Annotated in this window: 18 protein-coding genes; 10 read left to right on the top strand and 8 right to left on the bottom strand. The window is 39.7% G+C overall.

The features are described from left to right. The first annotated feature begins 40 nt into the window (after window positions 1–40). Both ACWM35_RS22985 and ACWM35_RS22980 read left to right on the top strand, forming a co-directional pair. On the top strand, window positions 41–670 hold the full coding sequence (locus ACWM35_RS22985) for a LysE family transporter (RefSeq protein WP_454821232.1): 630 nt from the start codon (window positions 41–43) through the stop codon (window positions 668–670). A gap of 20 nt (window positions 671–690) precedes the next feature. Continuing rightward, window positions 691–1,491: an enoyl-CoA hydratase-related protein gene (locus ACWM35_RS22980; RefSeq protein ID WP_454821231.1), complete on the top strand. Its 801-nt coding sequence runs from the start codon at window positions 691–693 to the stop codon at window positions 1,489–1,491. Between the two features lie 163 nt (window positions 1,492–1,654). On the opposite strand, the gene ACWM35_RS22975 is transcribed toward ACWM35_RS22980, so the two are convergent. Both ACWM35_RS22975 and ACWM35_RS22970 read right to left on the bottom strand, forming a co-directional pair. Then, window positions 1,655–3,013 carry an amino acid permease gene (locus ACWM35_RS22975; RefSeq protein WP_454821229.1) on the bottom strand — a complete coding sequence of 453 codons (1,359 nt, stop codon included), beginning with the start codon at window positions 3,011–3,013 and terminating at the stop codon, window positions 1,655–1,657. Further along, complete coding sequence (locus ACWM35_RS22970) at window positions 2,997–3,170, bottom strand: hypothetical protein (RefSeq protein ID WP_454821228.1); 174 nt, start codon at window positions 3,168–3,170, stop codon at window positions 2,997–2,999. The genes ACWM35_RS22975 and ACWM35_RS22970 overlap by 17 nt, the downstream gene beginning before the upstream one ends. Before the next feature lie 222 nt (window positions 3,171–3,392). Between ACWM35_RS22970 and ACWM35_RS22965 the strand changes: the two genes are divergently transcribed. Beyond that, a complete protein-coding gene (locus ACWM35_RS22965) occupies window positions 3,393–4,151 on the top strand; it encodes a TraR/DksA C4-type zinc finger protein (RefSeq protein ID WP_454821227.1) in 759 nt (252 codons plus the stop codon). A gap of 43 nt (window positions 4,152–4,194) precedes the next feature. Here the strand turns inward: ACWM35_RS22965 and ACWM35_RS22960 are convergent, their stop codons facing one another. Then, window positions 4,195–4,371: a YozQ family protein gene (locus tag ACWM35_RS22960; RefSeq protein WP_454821226.1), complete on the bottom strand. Its 177-nt coding sequence runs from the start codon at window positions 4,369–4,371 to the stop codon at window positions 4,195–4,197. A gap of 100 nt (window positions 4,372–4,471) precedes the next feature. Here ACWM35_RS22960 and ACWM35_RS22955 point away from each other — a divergent pair, with 100 nt between their 5' ends. The 7 genes from ACWM35_RS22955 to ACWM35_RS22925 all read left to right on the top strand — a co-directional run bounded on the left by ACWM35_RS22955 (window position 4,472) and on the right by ACWM35_RS22925 (window position 10,558). Further along, entirely contained in the window at window positions 4,472–4,609 is a 138-nt protein-coding gene (locus ACWM35_RS22955) for a hypothetical protein (RefSeq protein ID WP_454821225.1), read from the top strand. 21 nt (window positions 4,610–4,630) lie between these two features. Further along, window positions 4,631–5,515, top strand: a complete 885-nt coding sequence (locus ACWM35_RS22950) for a cation diffusion facilitator family transporter (protein ID WP_454821224.1) — start codon at window positions 4,631–4,633, stop codon at window positions 5,513–5,515. Between the two features lie 208 nt (window positions 5,516–5,723). Continuing rightward, window positions 5,724–6,662, top strand: a complete 939-nt coding sequence (locus ACWM35_RS22945) for a magnesium transporter CorA family protein (RefSeq protein WP_454821223.1) — start codon at window positions 5,724–5,726, stop codon at window positions 6,660–6,662. Window positions 6,663–6,788: 126 nt separating this feature from the next. Continuing rightward, complete coding sequence (locus ACWM35_RS22940; RefSeq protein ID WP_454821222.1) at window positions 6,789–8,042, top strand: tetratricopeptide repeat protein; 1,254 nt, start codon at window positions 6,789–6,791, stop codon at window positions 8,040–8,042. A 10-nt stretch (window positions 8,043–8,052) separates the two neighbouring features. Next, the gene (locus tag ACWM35_RS22935; protein WP_454821221.1) at window positions 8,053–8,196 is read left to right on the top strand and encodes a hypothetical protein; all 144 of its coding nucleotides are present in this window, start codon (window positions 8,053–8,055) and stop codon (window positions 8,194–8,196) included. Between the two features lie 214 nt (window positions 8,197–8,410). Then, a complete protein-coding gene (locus ACWM35_RS22930; protein WP_454821220.1) occupies window positions 8,411–9,895 on the top strand; it encodes an aldehyde dehydrogenase family protein in 1,485 nt (494 codons plus the stop codon). A gap of 252 nt (window positions 9,896–10,147) precedes the next feature. Next, window positions 10,148–10,558, top strand: coding sequence for a cytosolic protein (locus tag ACWM35_RS22925; RefSeq protein ID WP_454821219.1), 411 nt, complete (start codon window positions 10,148–10,150; stop codon window positions 10,556–10,558). A 314-nt stretch (window positions 10,559–10,872) separates the two neighbouring features. Here the strand turns inward: ACWM35_RS22925 and ACWM35_RS22920 are convergent, their stop codons facing one another. From ACWM35_RS22920 to ACWM35_RS22900, 5 genes are all read right to left on the bottom strand, one after another. Beyond that, a complete protein-coding gene (locus ACWM35_RS22920) occupies window positions 10,873–11,436 on the bottom strand; it encodes an FAD-dependent oxidoreductase (RefSeq protein ID WP_454821218.1) in 564 nt (187 codons plus the stop codon). 346 nt (window positions 11,437–11,782) lie between these two features. Next, window positions 11,783–12,976, bottom strand: a complete 1,194-nt coding sequence (locus ACWM35_RS22915) for an MFS transporter (RefSeq protein WP_454821217.1) — start codon at window positions 12,974–12,976, stop codon at window positions 11,783–11,785. 16 nt (window positions 12,977–12,992) lie between these two features. Continuing rightward, window positions 12,993–13,415, bottom strand: coding sequence for a MarR family winged helix-turn-helix transcriptional regulator (locus ACWM35_RS22910; protein WP_454821216.1), 423 nt, complete (start codon window positions 13,413–13,415; stop codon window positions 12,993–12,995). Between the two features lie 201 nt (window positions 13,416–13,616). Next, a complete protein-coding gene (gene metH / locus ACWM35_RS22905) occupies window positions 13,617–17,066 on the bottom strand; it encodes a methionine synthase (RefSeq protein WP_454821215.1) in 3,450 nt (1,149 codons plus the stop codon). Next, a complete protein-coding gene (locus tag ACWM35_RS22900) occupies window positions 17,047–18,909 on the bottom strand; it encodes a bifunctional homocysteine S-methyltransferase/methylenetetrahydrofolate reductase (protein WP_454821214.1) in 1,863 nt (620 codons plus the stop codon). The genes metH and ACWM35_RS22900 overlap by 20 nt, the downstream gene beginning before the upstream one ends. Window position 18,910: the final 1 nt, after the last annotated feature.

The raw sequence follows: 18,910 nt of genomic DNA, 5'->3' as shown, positions 1-18,910 counted from the left end.
GAAAGACAAGCTTTAATTCCAGATTTGGGGAGAGATAAAGATGAATGTGTTCTTAAGCTATATTTTGCTAGGGTTGTCACTTGCTGCTCCGATTGGCCCGATTAATGCGGCGCAAATAGACAGGGGGATAAGGCATGGATTCATGCATTCATGGCTCATTGGGGTTGGAGCTGTGGTGGCCGATGGGGTTTATATGCTGATCGTTTATATGGGAGTAGTCCATTTTCTAGAGACCTCCTTTATGAAAACATTTTTATGGCTGTTTGGCTGTTTTGTTTTAACCTATACAGGCATTGAAACCATCCTCTCAGCTAATAAATTGTCAATCGGGGATAATCGGAAAAGAGAGCCGTTATATCGATCATTTATGTCAGGTTTTTTTATGTCGATATCAAACCCTCTAACGATTTTATTTTGGCTGGGCATTTATGGTTCAGTTCTTGCTAAAACGGCCGCTACATACGATTCAAGCCAATTAATTTTATATAGTTCTGCGATTTTTATGGGGCTATTGCTATGGGATATTATGATGGCCACGATTGCAAGCAACTTTCGAAAATATTTAACAACACGTCTTCTCATTAGTATTTCATTGTTATCGGGTGTGTCCTTGATAGGATTTGGAATCTATTTCGGTTTCGAAGCTTTTAAAATTTTTATGGACATGTAATTCCCTTTCTGATTAAGATAATGTTATCAAGGGGAGGGATCATTTTGAGTAAGATTTTATTAAGTGTAGAGAAGCATTTAGCATTCATCACGATTAATCGCCCAGAACAATTAAATTGCTTTGATTTAGAAGCGCTTACACAGTTAGACGAAGTGATTGACGAAATTAAATTTAATAAGAATATTAGAGCTGTCATTTTGACAGGTGCTGGAGAAAAGGCATTTAGTACAGGGGCAGATTTGCGTGAAAGACGGACACTTAATGAAAAAGAGGTCCGAAGAAATGTCAATTTGATTCGTGATGTTTTTTCGAAAATCGAAGAATTACCCCAGCCAACGATTGCGGCGGTTAATGGATATGCGTTTGGAGGAGGGCTTGAACTCGCCCTCGCCTGTGATTTGCGAATTGCGGTAAAGGAATCGATAATGGGGCTAACCGAGGTGAGTTTGGGGATTATTCCTGGTGCAGGAGGGACCCAGCGTTTAAGCAGATTAATTGGGATCTCGAAAGCAAAGGAATTAATTTTTACCGCAAGAAAGATAAGTGCCGATGTGGCCCAAGAGTTTGGCATTGTTAATAAAGTGGTAGAGAAAGAGCGATTACATTCTGTTTCCGTGGAATTGGCAGATGAAATTATCAAAAATGCCCCGCTAGCGGTAACTCAAGCGAAATTCGCCATTCATTATGGCAGCAATGTTGATTTGAAAACAGGATTTGCCATCGAATCAAAAGCCTATGAAGTGATCATCCCTACGAAAGACCGTCTTGAAGCATTAGAAGCCTTTAAAGAAAAACGGGCCCCAATTTTTAGGGGTGAATAGAAAACAGTGGCAGGCTCAAATAATTTGAGTCTGCCTTTTGAATCCAGCTCCAGCGCCTAGCCCCTCGAGTCGCTTCGGTCCTGCCAATGAAGTCAAAGAACGACTTCACCGGCAGGCCCTCCAGCGCTTGTCGGTGCTGAACAAGGCGCTTCCGCTTTTTGTATTAAGCCGTAGGCCAAGGTTTGAGGACCTTTGGCTTCTTCTTTTTCTTCCATTTAACGTTCATGATCAATGTAAGCCCGCCAATGATTCCGACAAAGAGCAGGCTGATAAAGAAGCCTGGTCTACTAGTATCATGAAACAGGGTACCTGTCACGGCAGTAAGAATGAACAAAATTCCAATCGAATATTTTATTTTGTCCTTTGCCGTTACCTCTAACAGTTTCCAGGATGATGCTAAAATGAAAATCCAATTATAAAGCAGCATAAGCCCTGCAGCTGTTGTTATATACTCATATACATGCCCAGGCATTAATAAGGCGCAAATTATCGAAGCTGAAATTCCTAATAAGGTAATGATCAGCGTCGGCAAAGGGACTTTTAATTTCCCTTGCTTGCAAAATAAAGCAGGTGCATCCCCTTCCTCAGAAAGCGTAACGAGGATACTCGTGACAGCAAAGAGTGACGCAACCATGGTAGAAAAACCAGCGATAATTAACGCTCCATTAAAAAGATGGGGAATAAAGGTTAGATCATAATTATCCAAAGCATTAACAAATGGGCTTTTTCCATCATCAAATTTATTCCAAGGGACCATTAATACGGCAAGGCCAATGGAGAGAATATAGATAATCATCAGAGTAAATAGCATCACTTTTCCTGCTTTTGGTGCTTCCTTTGGATCTTTTAAGCGAGTCGCCATTAAACCAAGAATTTCAATTCCACCAAAAGCATAGAATGCAAAAATAACTCCTGACCATAAACCTAACGGTCCGTGTGGGATAATATCCTTTGTGGTATGTGGATAATGAATCGGACTTTTGCCGTCAATAACCCCGAAAATCGCTAAAAGAGCGATTATCACAAACATCAATATCGCTGCTATTTTTAGGATTGCCAAAACATTTTCGAGTTTGTTTAGGATGCTTACCCCAATGAGGACAACCACTAGCCCTAGTACGGCATAGACGGAAGCAAAAACCCATAAGGGAATATCGGGGAACCAGAAGCGGGTAAAGATGGAAAGTGCTGTCATTTGACTTCCCATAATTAATACTTCTGACATCCAATAAACCCAGCCGCTGCTAAAGCCAGCCCACCTGCCAAATGCTTTTTTTGCATAGCTGCGAAAACCGCCCTTTAGTGGTTCCTTGGCTGTCATTTTTGCAAGTGCATCAAAGACAAAGTAGGTGCCAATCGCTGCTAGAATAAAGGCAATTAAGATGGCAGGACCAGTCATTTTGATGGCAATACTAGAACCGAGGAAAAAACCGGTTCCAATTGTACAGCCTATTCCAAATAACGATAGTTGCCACCATTTCATGTCATTTTTCTCTTTGTCAGCACTACTGGATTTGCTCATCAACTTTTCTCCCAGTTGCTCCAACTGATTTATCTGTAATCTCCTGGTTATTATATTCTGAATCATTTAGGCCAGGTTTTTGTTGGTTACCACCTAAATAAACTCCTTTATGTTCCTGCTGTACCTTTTTGAACTTATCAAAATTTTCGTTTACCATTTTCGCTCCCTCTTTTCTTTCCTTTGCTTTTCTATAAGTTAAGATACACCTGAGGGAAAAACTTATTCAGCCTTCTGAAAAGACGATTTAGGATTTTGATGGAAGCGGAAATTTTATTACATAATCAAGGAACAAAACATTGAAAATAAAAAGGTACGATAACAGGAAATTACAAGGGGCGAATTGTTTCGTTTTATGAACAAGCCTTGAAAGGGGTTTATTATGTTAACGACAGAGCAGCTTTCCGGTTTTCGTTTGCAATTACTAAAAGAAAAAGAAGAGCTGGAGGAACAGCTAGAGCAAAATGATCAATATGGGTTAGAACGAGGTCATTTTCATGAATCAATGGGAGAATTATCTAGCTATGATAACCATCCTGCTGATGAAGGCTCTGAACTTTATGAACGGGAAAAAGATATCGCACTCAGCCAGCATTCAAAATTACAATTAATGAATATTAATAAAGCGTTAGAAGCGATGGAGAATGGAACTTATGGGAACTGTGAGGTCTGCGGGAAAGAGATTCCATATGACCGTTTAGAGGCCTTGCCTAATACGACGTATTGTAAGGAACATAGTCCGGATCAGATTGTATCGCATGACCGCCCTGTTGAAGAGGGGGTATTAATGCCGCCATTTGGAAAATTTGATATGGATGAAAAGGACGAAAATGTCGCCTTTGATGCGGAAGACTCCTGGCAGACTGTAGCACAATGGGGGACATCTGAAACGCCATCTGATTTGGCCTTCTCAGAGGATAATTATCATGACATCTATGAGGAGTCAGATGAAAATGTAGGTTATGTTGAGGATTTTGAGAACTTTGCCGGTAATGATATGTACGGTAATAATGTACAAATTTATCCAAATGCCCAACATGAACAATATGAAGACGCATTAGATGAAGAAGGAATTATGACCAGCTTCGGTGATTTACCTGCCTATGAGCATGATCCGTATGTGGATGATCATGATAAGTAAAAAAGAAAACAGCTTTCCATAAAGAGAGCTGTTTTCTCTAATTTTATTCTTTCCCTACGTCATCGATACTCGCGCCAATCTCACCTTCGGCGTACGTATCACTTACCTGCTCGTGTGTAGTAGCTAACCCAGCAGATACTTCATCATCCTTATGATAGTCACTAGTATGATAGGCACGTCCAGCAACTTCTGTAACTTTGGCATCATTCTTTTTTTCCATTTTCGAAAACACTCCCTTTTTGAATATGGTACAAGCGTATTTTCTACTTTTTTCTTAAGGATTACTCATTGGAAGACAAATTAATGAAGGAGCTGATAATATGAACAAAAAGGAAAAATTTCCATCAAGGGAGCAATTAGATGAAGCGTTTCATTTTCTTCATGATGCGATTAATAGGATATCGGTTAATGAAGAAGTGGAAATGATTATGAAGGATACCGATCAGACAGAGAAATAAATTTCGGGGTGGACGAGGAAAATGAGGGAAGCTTTAGCAAAAAAAATTGCTTGGATTAGTTTGATTAGCAATATTATCCTAACAATTGGAAAGATGGTCATTGGCTGGTTTGGAAATAGTGATGCTGTGTTTGCGGATGGGATCCACTCGGCGGCAGATGTATTTGCCTCAGTCATTGTTTTACTCGTTATTAAGTTAGCAAACAAACCCGCAGATGACGAGCATCCTTATGGTCATGGAAAGGCTGAGGTTATTGTATCGGGAGTTGTTGGTATCCTGCTTTTTCTTGTCTCTATCTATGTTGTCTTTGAGGGAATCAGCGGTTTTTTTCATGAGGTGGAATCTCCAAGCTTATTAGCGATGTGGATAGCATTGGTTTCGTATGTTGCGAAAATAATCCTGTACCGCTCCTCATTGCGGATCGCGAAACAACATAATAGTAAGGCAATCGAAGCGATAGCCTTTGATCATAAAGCAGATATTGTGGCCTCTATCGCGGCTGCGATTGGAGTACTCCTTTCTTTCATCGGCGAGCGCTTCGATATTCCCTTTCTTCTATACGGGGATAAAGCGGCAAGTATTTTTGTGGCGTATTTAATCTTCAAAATCGCCAAGGAAATGTTAATAGAAGCCTTTGATATTTTACTGGAACGAAATATCGATGCCGAAACATTACAAGAGTATATAGGGATTGTAAATTCTTTTCAAGAAGTAAAGCGAATTGATCGCATCAGGGCAAGAGAACATGGCCATTATATATTAGTGGATTTACGAATTTCAATTGACCATTATAAAACGATAAAAGAAGGACATGACCTAGCGAAATTAATCAAGGGAAAGCTTATGGAAAGTAATGATAATATCGAAGAAGTATTAATTCATTTAAATCCTTATTTTCCAGAATGAAAAACACTTTGTGCTTTTGTGAATTTGGGTTTATGATAGGGGAGGATATAAAAAGTTGAAGGGAGTTGATATTTTTGAGTTATTCGATAGACCCAGACCCAAGCAGGCGGTGGAAGTCAATATTATCTCTGAATTGGATTCTTCAAGAATATCAACTCTATAGTAGGTAGATGGCTTCCTCAAACAATCGAAGTGAGGAGGTTTCATTATGTTAGAAATTTATAAAAGCACAAATGAAAAAGTGTTGGAAAAGGTCGATCAAATCTCAAAAGGCTGTTGGATTCACATGTACGCCCCAACAGAAGAAGAAATAAACAGAGTGGCTGACGAAGCACAAATTTATGTCGATTTTATTAAAGATGCACTTGACGATGAAGAACGTCCAAGGATTGAACGGGAAGATGGCCAGGTATATATCATCGTGGACTATCCTTATATTACCCATGATGATTCTGGTTTTCCAATCTATGAAACGATTCCAATTGGTATTGTTTTAACGGAAGAATGTATCATTACCGTTTCCTTAAAGGATACTCCTATTCTTGAAGTTTTTAAGAATAATAAAATTAAAGAGTTTTTTACTTTTAAAAAGAATCGATTTGCGCTGCAAATCCTTGCTATTATTACGTCCTATTATCTACGCTATTTAAAACAAATTAATAAAAGAACGAACGACATTGAGCGAGAACTGCATCAATCGATGAAGAATAAAGAATTATATGCCCTGTTAGCACTTGAAAAAAGTCTTGTCTATTTTATGACCTCGTTAAAGTCGAATAAAGTCGTGTTAGACAAAATTCTCCGTTTTAGTTATATAAAAATGTACGAAGAGGATAAAGAGTTATTGGAAGATGTCATGATTGAGAAAGTTCAGGCCATAGAAATGGCGGAAACGTACAGCTCAATCTTAAGCGGAATGATGGATGCTTTTGCTTCGATTATTTCCAATAACCTTAATATTCGCATGAAATTCTTAACTTCAATCACGATAATCCTTTCGTTCCCAACTATGGTTGCCAGCTTTTATGGGATGAATGTTAATTTGCCATTTCAAGAAAACGGCCATGCGTTTTTGATTACATTATTATTTGCTGGCCTCTTAACAGGTGTTACAGCATTCATATTTTGGAAAAAGAAATATTTTTAAGTATGAATCTACCACCCTCTGCCTGAGGGTGGTTTTTTGTTGTTAACTATTAAAAATAAGGAAATTTTCCCAACTTAAATAATAATCTGAATAAATATGTGGAAGAGGTGATGTGGTTGGTATAAAATGAAAAAAAAGGAAGGCTTCTGGGGTGGTAATATGGAATTTGGACCATTGATTAAATACTACAGAACCCAAAAAGGGATGACTCAAAAAGAACTGGCTGCAGGAATTTGCTCGATCCCTCATTTAAGTAAAATCGAAAATAACTCAAAAGAGGCGAATGATGAAACCATTTCCCTGTTACTTAAAAGGCTCGATGTCAGTTTTGAAGAAATGGAAGAAAAAGAGGAGCTCATCTATTTTTTATTAAAAGAGTTAGGCGAAAAATTAAATTATTATTTAAGTGAAGAAGTCGAAGGGATATTTCAAAAATTGAAAGATCTTGAACATGTCATCCCTTTTTCCATTCATATTTATTCTTATGAATTATATAAATATCGCTACCTATTATTCAAGGATTTCCTTGCCGAAGCAGAGGCTCAATCAGACTTATTATATAAGCAAAAGAAAAATTTTTCCCAACATGAGGTCTATTTATTTACCTACTATAATGCTGTATTGTTAATCAAGAAAGGTCAATACAATTTGGCAGATGAATTGCTTGATGAAATTCATGTGAATGATATTAATGAAATGACGAATGGGGATTTCCTCTATCATCGTGCGTTAGTGAAAACTTCGCTTGAGCAATCAGGACATGCCATTCATTTTGCCAAGCTGGCACTCCAAATCTTTACGAACCAACATAATTTTCATCGTATTCTTCATACATTAATGCTGTTAGGAATTAACTATACTCAATTAAATATTTATGAAGAAGCACAAGTTTGCTTTAAACATTTAATTCGCAATGCTGAACTTCTAAAAGAAGAAAAGATGCTCCCTTGGATCTATCATAATATGGGTTACTTACAAAGGAGAATGAATAACGTAAAGGAAGCCTTAGCTTATTATGAAAAAAGCTTAGCGCTGCAATCGATTAAGAATCATCACTATCTTGTAACCCAATACACCATTGCAGAACTCTACTGGTTAAATCAATCGATAGATAAAGCTAAAGAGTGTTTTGAAAAGGTAAAAACCCTATCCAAGGAAATTGGTATGAAAAAGTATAAGCTTTTGGCAGAGTTTTATCTCATCTATATCGCGTCACCAGAAAAAGGGATTAAATATTTAGAACAAAAACTTATTCCTTTTTTGGAGGAAACGAAAGAGCATAAGGAAGATCTTACTCGTTTTTACAAAATGTTATCCGATCACTATACAAAACATGGAATGTATTTGGAGGCAGTAAACTATTTTACGAAACTTATTTAGGAGGTATATGATGAAAAAAGTATTAATGGGAATTTCTCTCTCGCTTCTTCTTCTGTTAACATTTGTTAACAGTGGTAATAGTCAATCATCTTCCAATGTCGTAATTAAAACTGAACAAACAAAAGTTGGCCATCCAATCCTACCTCCAGTATGATAATGGCAAAAATCCTTCTTGATAATAAGAAGGATTTTTTTTATGTCGAAAAATGTTGTCGTTAAGTTTTTGAAAATTCTAATAGTTATTAGTTGATTGCTAGTTTTTAATAATGTTAATATTAGTATTGTGCTTGTAAGCGCTACCATTTATAGAGATAGCTTACAAGGTTTTAGGGGGTCTTACATATTTTTATCAAAGGGAGGAATATCAGTTGAGTCAATTAGCCGTCGGTTTAAAGGAAAAGGTTGAAAAGTTTTTAGCAGGGAAGAAGAAACTGTATATTGATGGGCAATTTGTTGAAAGTCAATCACAAAAAACGTTTGATACCTACAACCCTGCTACAGGTGAAGTACTAGCAGCTGTTTATGAAGCTGGTCCAGAGGACATCGATCGTGCCGTGAAAGCAGCCCGAAGAGCATTTGACAGCGGTCGTTGGTCGAAAATGGGGGCCGCTGAACGCAGCCGCATCATGTACAAATTAGCTGACTTGATGGAGCAAAATAGTGAAGAGTTAGCCCAACTAGAAACACTTGATAACGGGAAACCGATCCGTGAAACTACTCATGCTGATATCCCGCTTGCTATTGAACATATGCGCTATTATGCAGGCTGGGCTACAAAAATCGTAGGTCAAACGATTCCAGTTAACGGACCATTCTTAAACTATACCCGCCATGAAGCAGTTGGGGTTGTCGGCCAAATCATTCCGTGGAACTTCCCGTTATTAATGGCGATGTGGAAGCTTGGCGCTGCGCTGGCGACTGGATGTACCGTTGTCTTAAAGCCTGCAGAACAAACACCATTATCAGCCCTTTATTTAGCAGAACTAATGGAAGAGGCAGGATTCCCTGCTGGTGTCGTCAATATTGTCCCTGGATTTGGTGAAACAGCTGGACAGCCGCTTGTCGATCATCCATTAGTTGATAAAATTGCCTTTACCGGCTCCACTGAGGTTGGTAAGTTAATTATGGAAAAAGCGGCAAAAACACTAAAGCGTGTAACATTAGAGCTTGGTGGGAAATCACCGAATATTATTTTACCAGATGCCGATTTGTCTCAAGCGATTCCTGGAGCGTTAAATGGGGTTATGTTTAACCAAGGTCAGGTTTGCTGTGCGGGTTCTCGTGTATTTATACAGAAAAAGCAATTTGACAATGTTGTTGCCGACATGGTAAGCCATGCACAAAAAATTAAGCAAGGTGCCGGCCTACACGCTGACACAGAAATCGGGCCACTGGTTTCGATCGAACAGCAAAAACGTGTCCTCGGGTATATTGAAAAAGGTGTGCATGAAGGTGCCGAATTATTAGTCGGTGGGGAAAAGCCTTATGAACAAGGATACTTTGTCTCGCCTACGATTTTTGCGGATGTTCGTGACGAAATGACAATTGCGAGAGAAGAAATTTTCGGTCCAGTCATTTCGGCGATGCCATACGATGATTTGGATGAACTGATAGAGCGTGCGAATAGCAGCCAGTATGGATTAGCAGCTGGTGTTTGGACGAAGGATGTTTCCAAAGCGCATTATATTGCTGAACATCTTCGCGCAGGCACAGTATGGGTTAATTGCTACAATGCCTTTGATGCTGCTTCACCGTTCGGAGGGTATAAGCAATCAGGAATTGGACGTGAAATGGGATCCTACGCTTTAAATAATTACACAGAAGTAAAGAGTGTCTGGGTATCCTTAAAATAGGAAGATACGGGAACTGGAAAATTTCCAGTTCCCGTTTTGTTTTTTCAAGGAAAGGGCAAAATAAATTTATCCCGCATTAACGGGCAGTAAGACCCCCACTTCAAAACTTTAGGAATATCAAATCAGTTTAAGTTTAGGTGGAGGATAACTGCCCGTAAAAGCCCGATTGGTTCAACTAACAATCAGTGGGGGATGAAAAAAACCCCCACTGATTGAAGTTTCACTTTATGTGCTGATAAAGGAGGAAAAATGATGAAATCATTTGTTGTAGGTTTTCACCAGGAAGACAACGTAGATTCTATGCAAATCCAAAAATTAAGCGAAGCTGATTTTGAAAAAGCAACGGAAGGGGGTACAAGACACCTTTTTGATTTAGATACGAATATTGGCTTTTTTGTCTTTTTTGATTCGGAAGATGCAGATGGTGATGTTTCCCATCTCGTGCTCCAATATGAGGACCCGAATGAAGGGGGAGAAAATGAAGACCCGGTTGCTTGCTATTCCTTCCAGATGAAGGACTTCTATGAATTCATGGCCCTTTATTTAAATGACTTAGAGTTTAATGAGGAAGTCAATGAAGAGGAGGAAGAATATGGACCCATTCACCATTTAGCCCACCTCCTATATCATATCGTTGAGGAAGGGAAAGACCTCGAGGTATAAAGTGTGAGGTTTATAGTGCCCGAAATCAAGTTTCAGGAGCAATTTCGGTCATTATGAACCGTTTATAATGCTCGAAATCAAGTTACAGAAACAGTTTCGGTCACTATGAATGGTTTATAATGCCCGAAATCAGGTTACAGAAACAGTTTGGGTCACTATGAATGGTTTATAATGCCCGAAATCAGGTTACAGAAACAGTTTGGGTCACTATGAATGGTTTATAATGCCCGAAACCAGGTTGCAGAAACGGTTTCGGGCACTATGAACCTGCATTAAATAGAAAAATCCCCTTTAATAAGGGGATTTACTATGACTTATGCTTTTAATACATCATGGTCAACGTAGCGCTCACCATTCAATTCACTGACAACATTGATTGCGACCTTTGCACCGTCACCAGCAGTAACGATAGTATGTACACTCACACCTGCAATTGTTCCTGCAGCCCAGATCCCATCAATATTTGTTTTACCAGCAGCATCAACATCAAGAATAGTTTTCACTCTTGGCTCCGTGCCAGCTTTCGTAGTTAAGCCAGCTTTTTCAGCAAGGTCTGCGAAGAAACCAGTAGCAACAATTACATGTTTTGTTTCATATTCACCATCAGCAGTTTCTACTTTAAAACCGCCCTCTACCTTCAACACATTGGTTGCAGTTGCTTGGACAATTTCAGCGCCAAATTTTGTTGCTTGCTGCTTACCAATGTCCACTAGGTCTGGTCCTGAAATTTCCAAAACTCCATAGTGATTTTCAACCCAAGCACGTTTTGTAACCGTTTTATCATCATCCAAAACTAAAGTTTTCTTTCCAGCTTTCGCAGTCAAGATCGCTGCACTTGCCCCAGCTGGGCCTGCTCCGATAATAACGACATCAAACATCTAAAAAACCTCCTCTTGAAAAATTTCATACAAAAAAAGTGTATCGTAATAAAAAACAAAAGTAAAAAACATTGCCTATAAAGAAAATAAAAAGAACCATCGTTTCCTTCTTCTTGGAAATGATGGTTCTTATTTTTATATTGATATTGATGATCTTTTTTTGTTTTGGTGGTTCTCGTTCTCATATCTGAAAAAGCAAATGGGCTTCTTTTATCCGCCGGATTCATACTTCCTGACCGAACTAGCTTTTCCCTCAGCTTTTTAGCTTTTGATTTTGCCACAGCAATCACCTCATTAAATGGTTTCATCCATTATATAACATATTGAACATTGCTATGGCAAATATCTAATGAATTTGTTTTTTTAGATTTGGCTCAGAAGCTTGTTTCCGGACATGCAGGAAGTAATAAAGGACGATTCCAATTAAAATATAAAAAGAACTTAATAAATAAAACGAGTCGAAGCCCAATTGTGCCACGATAATGCCGACTAAGAATGAACCTAAGCCTATTCCTGTATCAAAAATGGATAAGAAGGTAGCGGTGGCTAACCCGCGCCTAGTTGGTGCAGCATTTTGTATCGCGATTGTTTGAAAGGTTGGAAATAGTGTACCCCATCCTAATCCGATAAGCGCAGCTGATAAAAGAAAGCTGGTTCCTGTTTCCGTTTGACTCAAGGTAAACATCCCAATGGCAAATAAAATGATCGATGGAATGACAATGATATTCGGACCTTTCAAGTCGAACCATCTGCCGCTAAATGGTCTAGAAATTAATAGAACGATGGCATAAACAACAAAGAATAAACTTGAGACCGATCCAAGGTGAATTTCATTGGCATAAACGGAAACGAAAGATAAGATGGATGAATAAACAAGAGCGAAAAATGCTCCAATCAGTGATATCGGTATCGCAGAGGCTTCAAACAGGTTCCGGATAGAAAAAGCAGAGTGAACTACCTTTTTGTCAGCCTTCTTTTTTACAGGCTTTACACTAAAACCTGCTATCAGAGAGGCGAGAGCGCCTATAACACTAAGAGTAAATAAAATTTTTGGCCCCCATTGTTGCATCGAGGTTAAACCGATAAAAGGTCCAAGTACCATGGCCAAGTTCGAGGACATGATAAAATAGCCCATTCCTTCACCACGACGCGAATCAGGTACGAGATCAGCTACGATTGCCCCAGCCGCTGTCGTTGCCATTCCGAAACCAATGCCATGGAGAAAACGAATCATCAGAAACCCAGTGATGGTTTTAGGGAGAAAATAAAAAAATGATGCACCTGCGAAAATTAATAGTGCAGTTATCAGTACTTTTTGATGTCCGGCACGTTCAAGCCAATTTCCAGCAAGAGGACGTGAAATAATCGCTGAAATTAAAAACACCGTCGTCATTAATCCAGCCTCTGAGGCACTGCTGTTAAATTCATCTAGTGCATAATTTGGAAGGGTAACGAGTAAAAAATAAAAAGTTAAAAATAAAAAGAGATTACTTAAGGAAATACTAATAAAATTCTTCGTCCATAGTTTGGGTTTGTTCATTGATGTGGCACTCCTTTTATAAAAGCTGTTTTAACCAGCCAGACTGTAGGTGGAAAAGTTCTTCTTGTGATGAGGCCGGTAAGTGTTCTAGAAGTGATTCGTTCATTTTATTAACGGCCTGTTCCCACTGTGGGTATGCTTGTAAGGCTTCATCCGTTAATTGAATGTATTTCTCTCTTTTGTCTTGGCCAGGTACTTGTTTAACGTATCCTTGCTTGACCAGCCGTTGAATTGTACGTGTCATTGGCGGTGCTTCAACAAATAAGTATTCACAGAGTTCTTTTTGTGTTAACGAGCCTTTTGTTTTTAAAACAAACATAACTGACCACTGGGCACTGTATAAGCCAAATGGTTTTAGTGTTTCATTTAGTTTGTTCGTTAAATGTCTTGATAGCTGGTGAAGCGTATGAAACAATCCATGGTTATTCAATTGGTTCACTCCATTTGGAAATTAGTTACCTGGGTAACTATAAAGATATTTTATTTACTTGTCAATGGGAGAGAGAAGAGGCTTTGGCGAGTAAATGTAAAAAACTCGCGAGTAAACTAAAACCGATCGCGCGGGTAAAGTTTTATAAAATGGTAAGAAGGTAACGAAAATGAAAAAATCCGCGGAAATCATCGATTCCGCGGACATAAATTATCGTAACACATTAAAATATCTTGCTTCTGGATGGGCAAATACGATGGCTGAAACCGATGCTTCCGGTTCCATCATACAGCCTTCTGTTAATTCGATTCCAATTTCCTCAGGATGAATTAATTTAAACAGCTTTTTCTGGTCTTCTAAATCAGGACAAGCCGGATAGCCAAATGAGAACCGCTGTCCTTGATATTTAGCAGCAAAACGATCCTGCATGCTAAAGTCTAGAGGATCAGGGAAACCCCATCGATCACGCATTTGCCGATGAATTAATTCCGCAAAGCCTTCCGCGGTTTCTAGTGCTAGTGCCTGAAGAGCATGGCTCTCTAAAAATCTTCCAGTACCCTTAAATTCTTCCGCCTTTTCCCGTATGCCTCTGCCGGCCGTTACTGTGAAAAAGCCGACGTAGTCCATCTCACCGCTATCAACTGACTTAATAAAATCAGCCAAACATAGAAATGGTGCAGAATCCTGGCGTGGAAAGTCAAATGTTTCAATGACCTGTTTAGTGTCTTCATGATTGTAAATGATCACCTTGTTACCTTCCGATTGGGCAGGGAAAAATTGATACACAGCATTTGGGGTAATCCAATTATTGTCCTTCGCATCGGATAATAATTGATCCACCACTCCTTTTACTTTTAACGCTTTTTCATCCTTTTCAGCAAGTAATTTGGCAATTTTCCCTTTGACTCCAAGATGGTGTCCAATTAACATCTGCATGTTAATGTAAGGTTCAATATGCGAGAGCGAATAAGTTTTAAGGATATGTCTTTTCGTATCCATCGGTGCATACACAGGCACCTCTGTCGAAACCTTTGACCTTGGCTTTACGGCGACAGATACATTTGAACGGCTTGGCAATTCCCGCGGAACTTGGGCGGCTGCCAATTTTTCCTCTCTTTCCGCTTTAAGCTTCTCGAAATCTTCTGGTGATTGTAGCTGATTAGCAAGCGATAAACCATTCATAGCATCCTTTGCGTATAGGACAAGGCCGTCATATTCTTTCGCAATTTTCGTGTCGGTAAACTTACGGGACAGGGCAGCACCTCCGACTAAGATGGGCGTGTTGATTCCTGCTTCCTTCATATCTTGTGCCGTTAAAACCATTTGCTGGGCTGATTTTACAAGCAAGCCGGATAAACCGACTATATCCGGTTTTTCCGCGCGGACCGCCTTTACAAGTTCTGTCGGTGTAACTTTAATTCCTAAGTCAAGAACCTGGTAGCCGTTGTTGCTTAAAATAATATCTACTAAATTTTTTCCAATATCATGAACGTCGCCTTTAACCGTTGCTAAAATGACCTTACCCTTAGAAGCAGAAACATCCCCTTTTTCCATATAAGGCTCTAAAAAGGAAACAGCGGCTTTCATGACTTCAGCACTTTGAAGCACTTCAGCAACAATCAATTGATTGTCATTAAATAGACGACCGACTTCTTTCATTCCTTCCATTAATGGACCATTAATAATATCAAGTGGGGCAGGGTAGACTTCAAGGGCTTGCTCTAGATCGGGAATTAACCCTTCCTTCGTTCCTTCAATGACGTAATAGGCTAGACGCTCTTCTAGTGTCATATTCGGAATCGTTGTTTTGGCTTCTTTCTTTTTATCCCGGTAAAAATCAGTAAAAACAGCTAACGTTTCGTCTGTAGTATTAAATAAAAGGGCTTCAGCCAATGCTACTTCCTCTTTAGAAATGGAGGCAAAACGCTCAAGTTTTTCGGTATTTACAATGGCATAATCAAGTCCCGACTGTGTACAGTGATAAAGAAATACAGAGTTCAATACTTCTCTTCCAACGGGCGGGAGTCCAAAGGAAACGTTACTGATTCCTAGGATTGTTTGGACTTCAGGGAGATGTTCCTTAATTAATTTTATTCCATCAACGGTTGCTTTTGCTGAACCGATATATTGTTCATCACCGGTACCGACAGGGAAGACAAGAGGGTCAAATATTAAATCCTGTGGTTTCAGCTTATATTTATTTACTAATAAATCATAAGAACGTTTGGCGATTTCAAGTTTTCTTTCCGCTGAAACGCCCATACCTTTTTCATCGATGGTTCCGACAACGACCGCAGCACCATATTGATGAATTAAAGGAACAACAGCTTCTAAACGTTCTTCACCATCTTCAAGATTAATCGAATTGATGATCGCTTTCCCTTGAGAGAACTTAAGTGCTTTTTCAATAACGTTTTCATCCGTGGAGTCAATGACTAAAGGTACTTTCACCTTTTTTACGACTTCCTGAATGAAATTCTCCATATCAATAAGCTCTTCCCGGTCAGGGTCAGCAAGACAGATGTCAATAACATGTGCACCGCCTTTTACCTGAGCGCGCGCTACTTCCGCTGCCTCTTCAAATTTACCTTCGCTAATTAACCGTTTAAATTTACGGGAGCCGATCACATTGGTTCGTTCTCCAACCATGATTGGTCTAAGCGTTGGATCGTCGTAAACAAAAGGCTCAATCCCCGAAACCATATGAACAATAGAATCAACCGATTCCCGCGGTTGAAACTTTTCCATTTCTTCGGCAATCGCCCGAATATGTTCTGGAGTGGTTCCGCAGCATCCACCGACAATATTCAACCAGCCATGAGCGGCAAAATCGGCTAATTTTTTCGCCAGTGTTTCTGGTGTTTCATGATAATGTCCCTCTTCATCAGGCAGGCCGGCATTCGGATAACAGCTGACAGCTATTGATGAAAGATTGGAGAGGGAGCGGACATGCTCCTGCATAAATTCCGGTCCTGTTGCACAGTTCAAGCCAACAGCAATCGGATTCATATGTTCAATAGAGATATAGAATGATTCAATTGTTTGTCCAGCAAGGGTGGTTCCCATTGGTTCAATCGTTCCGGAAATCATTAACGGCAGTGTTTTACCAGTTTTTTCAAAAGCACGCTTGATTCCAAGATAACCGGCTTTTACGTTTAGCATGTCCTGACTGGTTTCTAGGAGGAGAACGTCAACTCCTCCGTCAATCAAACCAATAGCCTGCTCTTCATATGAGGCTGCTAACACATCAAAGGTGGTTCCACCTGTTACACTCAATGTTTTGGTCGTAGGTCCCATAGAGCCGGCAACATATCGAGGCCATACTGGTGTAGACGCAAGATCAACCTCTTTTTTGGCAATTTGCGCAGCAATTTTATTAATTTCGTACGCTTTATATCCAAGCTGGTATTCATCAAGAACAATGCTGGTTGCACCGAATGTATTGGTTTCAATGATATCAGCTCCAGCTTCTAAGTATTCACGATGGATGCTTGCAATAACAGCTGGAGCGGTTAAATTTAGATTTTCATTGCAGCCGTCTAATGCTTCACCGCCGAAGTCTTCCGCAGTAAGATTCGCTCGCTGTAGCATGGTTCCCATTGCACCATCCATGATAAGAATTCGTTTTTTTAGCTGTTCTTTAATTGGTGCTTTCGACATAGCTGTTCTTCCCCCTAACTTCTTTTGCACGCTGATTAGCATAAACCGCTAATTCAGTTGTTAATTCATATCGTAAGAATGGTGTGATTAAGTAAATTCCATTAAACATTTCAAGTGCTGCATCAATCAGGGATTTTGTTATTTCGACGCCTGCCCGTCCTGCCTGTACAGGATTGTCATGTAAGCTTGCCATTAGGTCACGAATCGGCTGTGCAATTTTAATCCCTGGTACTTCATTATGCAAAAACTCAGCGTTTCTGCTGCTTGTTAAAGGCATTAAGCCAATATAGATTGGAGCATTAAGATGTTTTGTATTTTCATAGACTTCAATTAATTTCTCTTCTGAGAATACGGGCTGAGAAATAAAATAATCCGCTCCATATTCAATTTTTTTCTCAAGTCGTTTGACAGCTTTTTCAACCGAGCGAACATTTGGATTAAAGGCCCCAGCAATGCTAAAAGCTGTTTTTTGACCAAGGTCTTTTCCGGAGAATGACAATCCTTCATTCAACTGTTTCATCATTTGGATTAACTCAAAGGAAGAAACATCATATACCGACGATGCTCCAGGAAAATCCCCAACTCGAGCAGGGTCGCCAGTAATGGCCAGTACATCATGCATTCCAAGCGTATGAAGACCCATTAGATGTGATTGCAAGCCGATAATATTGCGGTCTCTGCAGGCAACGTGGATCAGCGGGCGTATTCCTAGTTCTTGTTTGACAAGGTATCCTAACGATTCATTGGATATTCGTACCTGAGCTAATGAATTATCCGCCATTGTAATAGCATCAATGCCAGCTTCCTTCAACACTTTTGCACCTTCGAAAAATTTACTCGTATCCAGTTTCCTAGGAGTATCCAATTCTACGATAACGGAAGGTCTCTCTTTAACAATTTCTTCAAGCGGTTGGAAATCTCGTTTGAAGGTACGTGCTTCAACAACGATTTTCCGTTGTTCCAATTTTACAATTTTTTCGGTTATTGGAGTACTGTTTTTAAGTACTGAAGCAAAAGCCCGAATATGTTCCGGTGTTGTACCACAGCATCCCCCCAGTAACCGTATCCCTTGCTGGCGAAAGCCTTGAGCGGATTTTCGAAAATAATCGGCATCACCTTCATAGTGGAATTTTCCGTCCGTATAGGCAGGAAGACTAGCGTTCGGATAGGCTGATAGAAAGCTATGTGCAGGCAGTTCAATTTGTTCAAGAGCTGTCAGCATATGATGCGGACCGAGCCGGCAATTAAGACCGACCACATCGGCACCTAGGTTTTCCAGCCTTTTTAATGCATCATTAACGGGTGTCTGATCCTGCAAGATACCTGGTTCTTGTAAGGACACTTGTGCAATGATGGGTATTTTCGTTTCCTTGCGGGCGATCGTTAGGACCGTTTCAAGTTCTTCAAGGTCATAAAAGGTTTCCAGTAACAGCCCGTCAACACCTTCTAGTAAGAGACAATATAATTGCTCTCGGAAGCTTCGTTTCAATTCCTCCAGTGTGATGGAATTTGGCTTAATCCCGCGATTTCCGCCAAGGGTGCCTAGGACATAGGCATTCTTGGCGGCTGCTCTTTTTGCATTTTGGACCGCGGCGCTATTGATTTCTTTAACAGAATCCTCGAGACCGTATCTTTGCAGCTTTAAATAATTGGCGGCATAGGTGTTGGTTTGAATGACGTCTGCACCAGCATCTACATAGGCTTTATGGATTTCCTGGATTTTTTCTCCATGAGAGAGGTTTAATTCCTCAAAGCAGCTATCTGTCCCAAATGAATAAAGAAGGGTACCCATTGCACCATCAGCTATTAAAATTTGTTTTTCTAATTTTTCTAATAAGGTCATA

It is taken from the genome of Neobacillus sp. K501 (assembly GCF_053749995.1).
Note: the sequence above shows the minus strand (reverse complement) of the source record. Positions and strands in the feature narration are given on the sequence as shown.

Bases quoted from the DNA above. Each gene is read 5' to 3' on its own strand.
- ACWM35_RS22985 (WP_454821232.1), top strand. From the start codon at position 41: ATGAATGTGTTCTTAAGCTATATTTTGCTAGGGTTGTCACTTGCTGCT.
- ACWM35_RS22980 (WP_454821231.1), top strand. From the start codon at position 691: ATGTTATCAAGGGGAGGGATCATTTTGAGTAAGATTTTATTAAGTGTA.
- ACWM35_RS22975 (WP_454821229.1), bottom strand. From the start codon at position 3,013: ATGAGCAAATCCAGTAGTGCTGACAAAGAGAAAAATGACATGAAATGG.
- ACWM35_RS22970 (WP_454821228.1), bottom strand. From the start codon at position 3,170: ATGGTAAACGAAAATTTTGATAAGTTCAAAAAGGTACAGCAGGAACAT.
- ACWM35_RS22965 (WP_454821227.1), top strand. From the start codon at position 3,393: ATGTTAACGACAGAGCAGCTTTCCGGTTTTCGTTTGCAATTACTAAAA.
- ACWM35_RS22960 (WP_454821226.1), bottom strand. From the start codon at position 4,371: ATGGAAAAAAAGAATGATGCCAAAGTTACAGAAGTTGCTGGACGTGCC.
- ACWM35_RS22955 (WP_454821225.1), top strand. From the start codon at position 4,472: ATGAACAAAAAGGAAAAATTTCCATCAAGGGAGCAATTAGATGAAGCG.
- ACWM35_RS22950 (WP_454821224.1), top strand. From the start codon at position 4,631: ATGAGGGAAGCTTTAGCAAAAAAAATTGCTTGGATTAGTTTGATTAGC.
- ACWM35_RS22945 (WP_454821223.1), top strand. From the start codon at position 5,724: ATGTTAGAAATTTATAAAAGCACAAATGAAAAAGTGTTGGAAAAGGTC.
- ACWM35_RS22940 (WP_454821222.1), top strand. From the start codon at position 6,789: ATGAAAAAAAAGGAAGGCTTCTGGGGTGGTAATATGGAATTTGGACCA.
- ACWM35_RS22935 (WP_454821221.1), top strand. From the start codon at position 8,053: ATGAAAAAAGTATTAATGGGAATTTCTCTCTCGCTTCTTCTTCTGTTA.
- ACWM35_RS22925 (WP_454821219.1), top strand. From the start codon at position 10,148: ATGAAATCATTTGTTGTAGGTTTTCACCAGGAAGACAACGTAGATTCT.
- ACWM35_RS22920 (WP_454821218.1), bottom strand. From the start codon at position 11,436: ATGTTTGATGTCGTTATTATCGGAGCAGGCCCAGCTGGGGCAAGTGCA.
- ACWM35_RS22915 (WP_454821217.1), bottom strand. From the start codon at position 12,976: ATGAACAAACCCAAACTATGGACGAAGAATTTTATTAGTATTTCCTTA.
- metH (WP_454821215.1), bottom strand. From the start codon at position 17,066: ATGTCGAAAGCACCAATTAAAGAACAGCTAAAAAAACGAATTCTTATC.
- ACWM35_RS22900 (WP_454821214.1), bottom strand. From the start codon at position 18,909: ATGACCTTATTAGAAAAATTAGAAAAACAAATTTTAATAGCTGATGGT.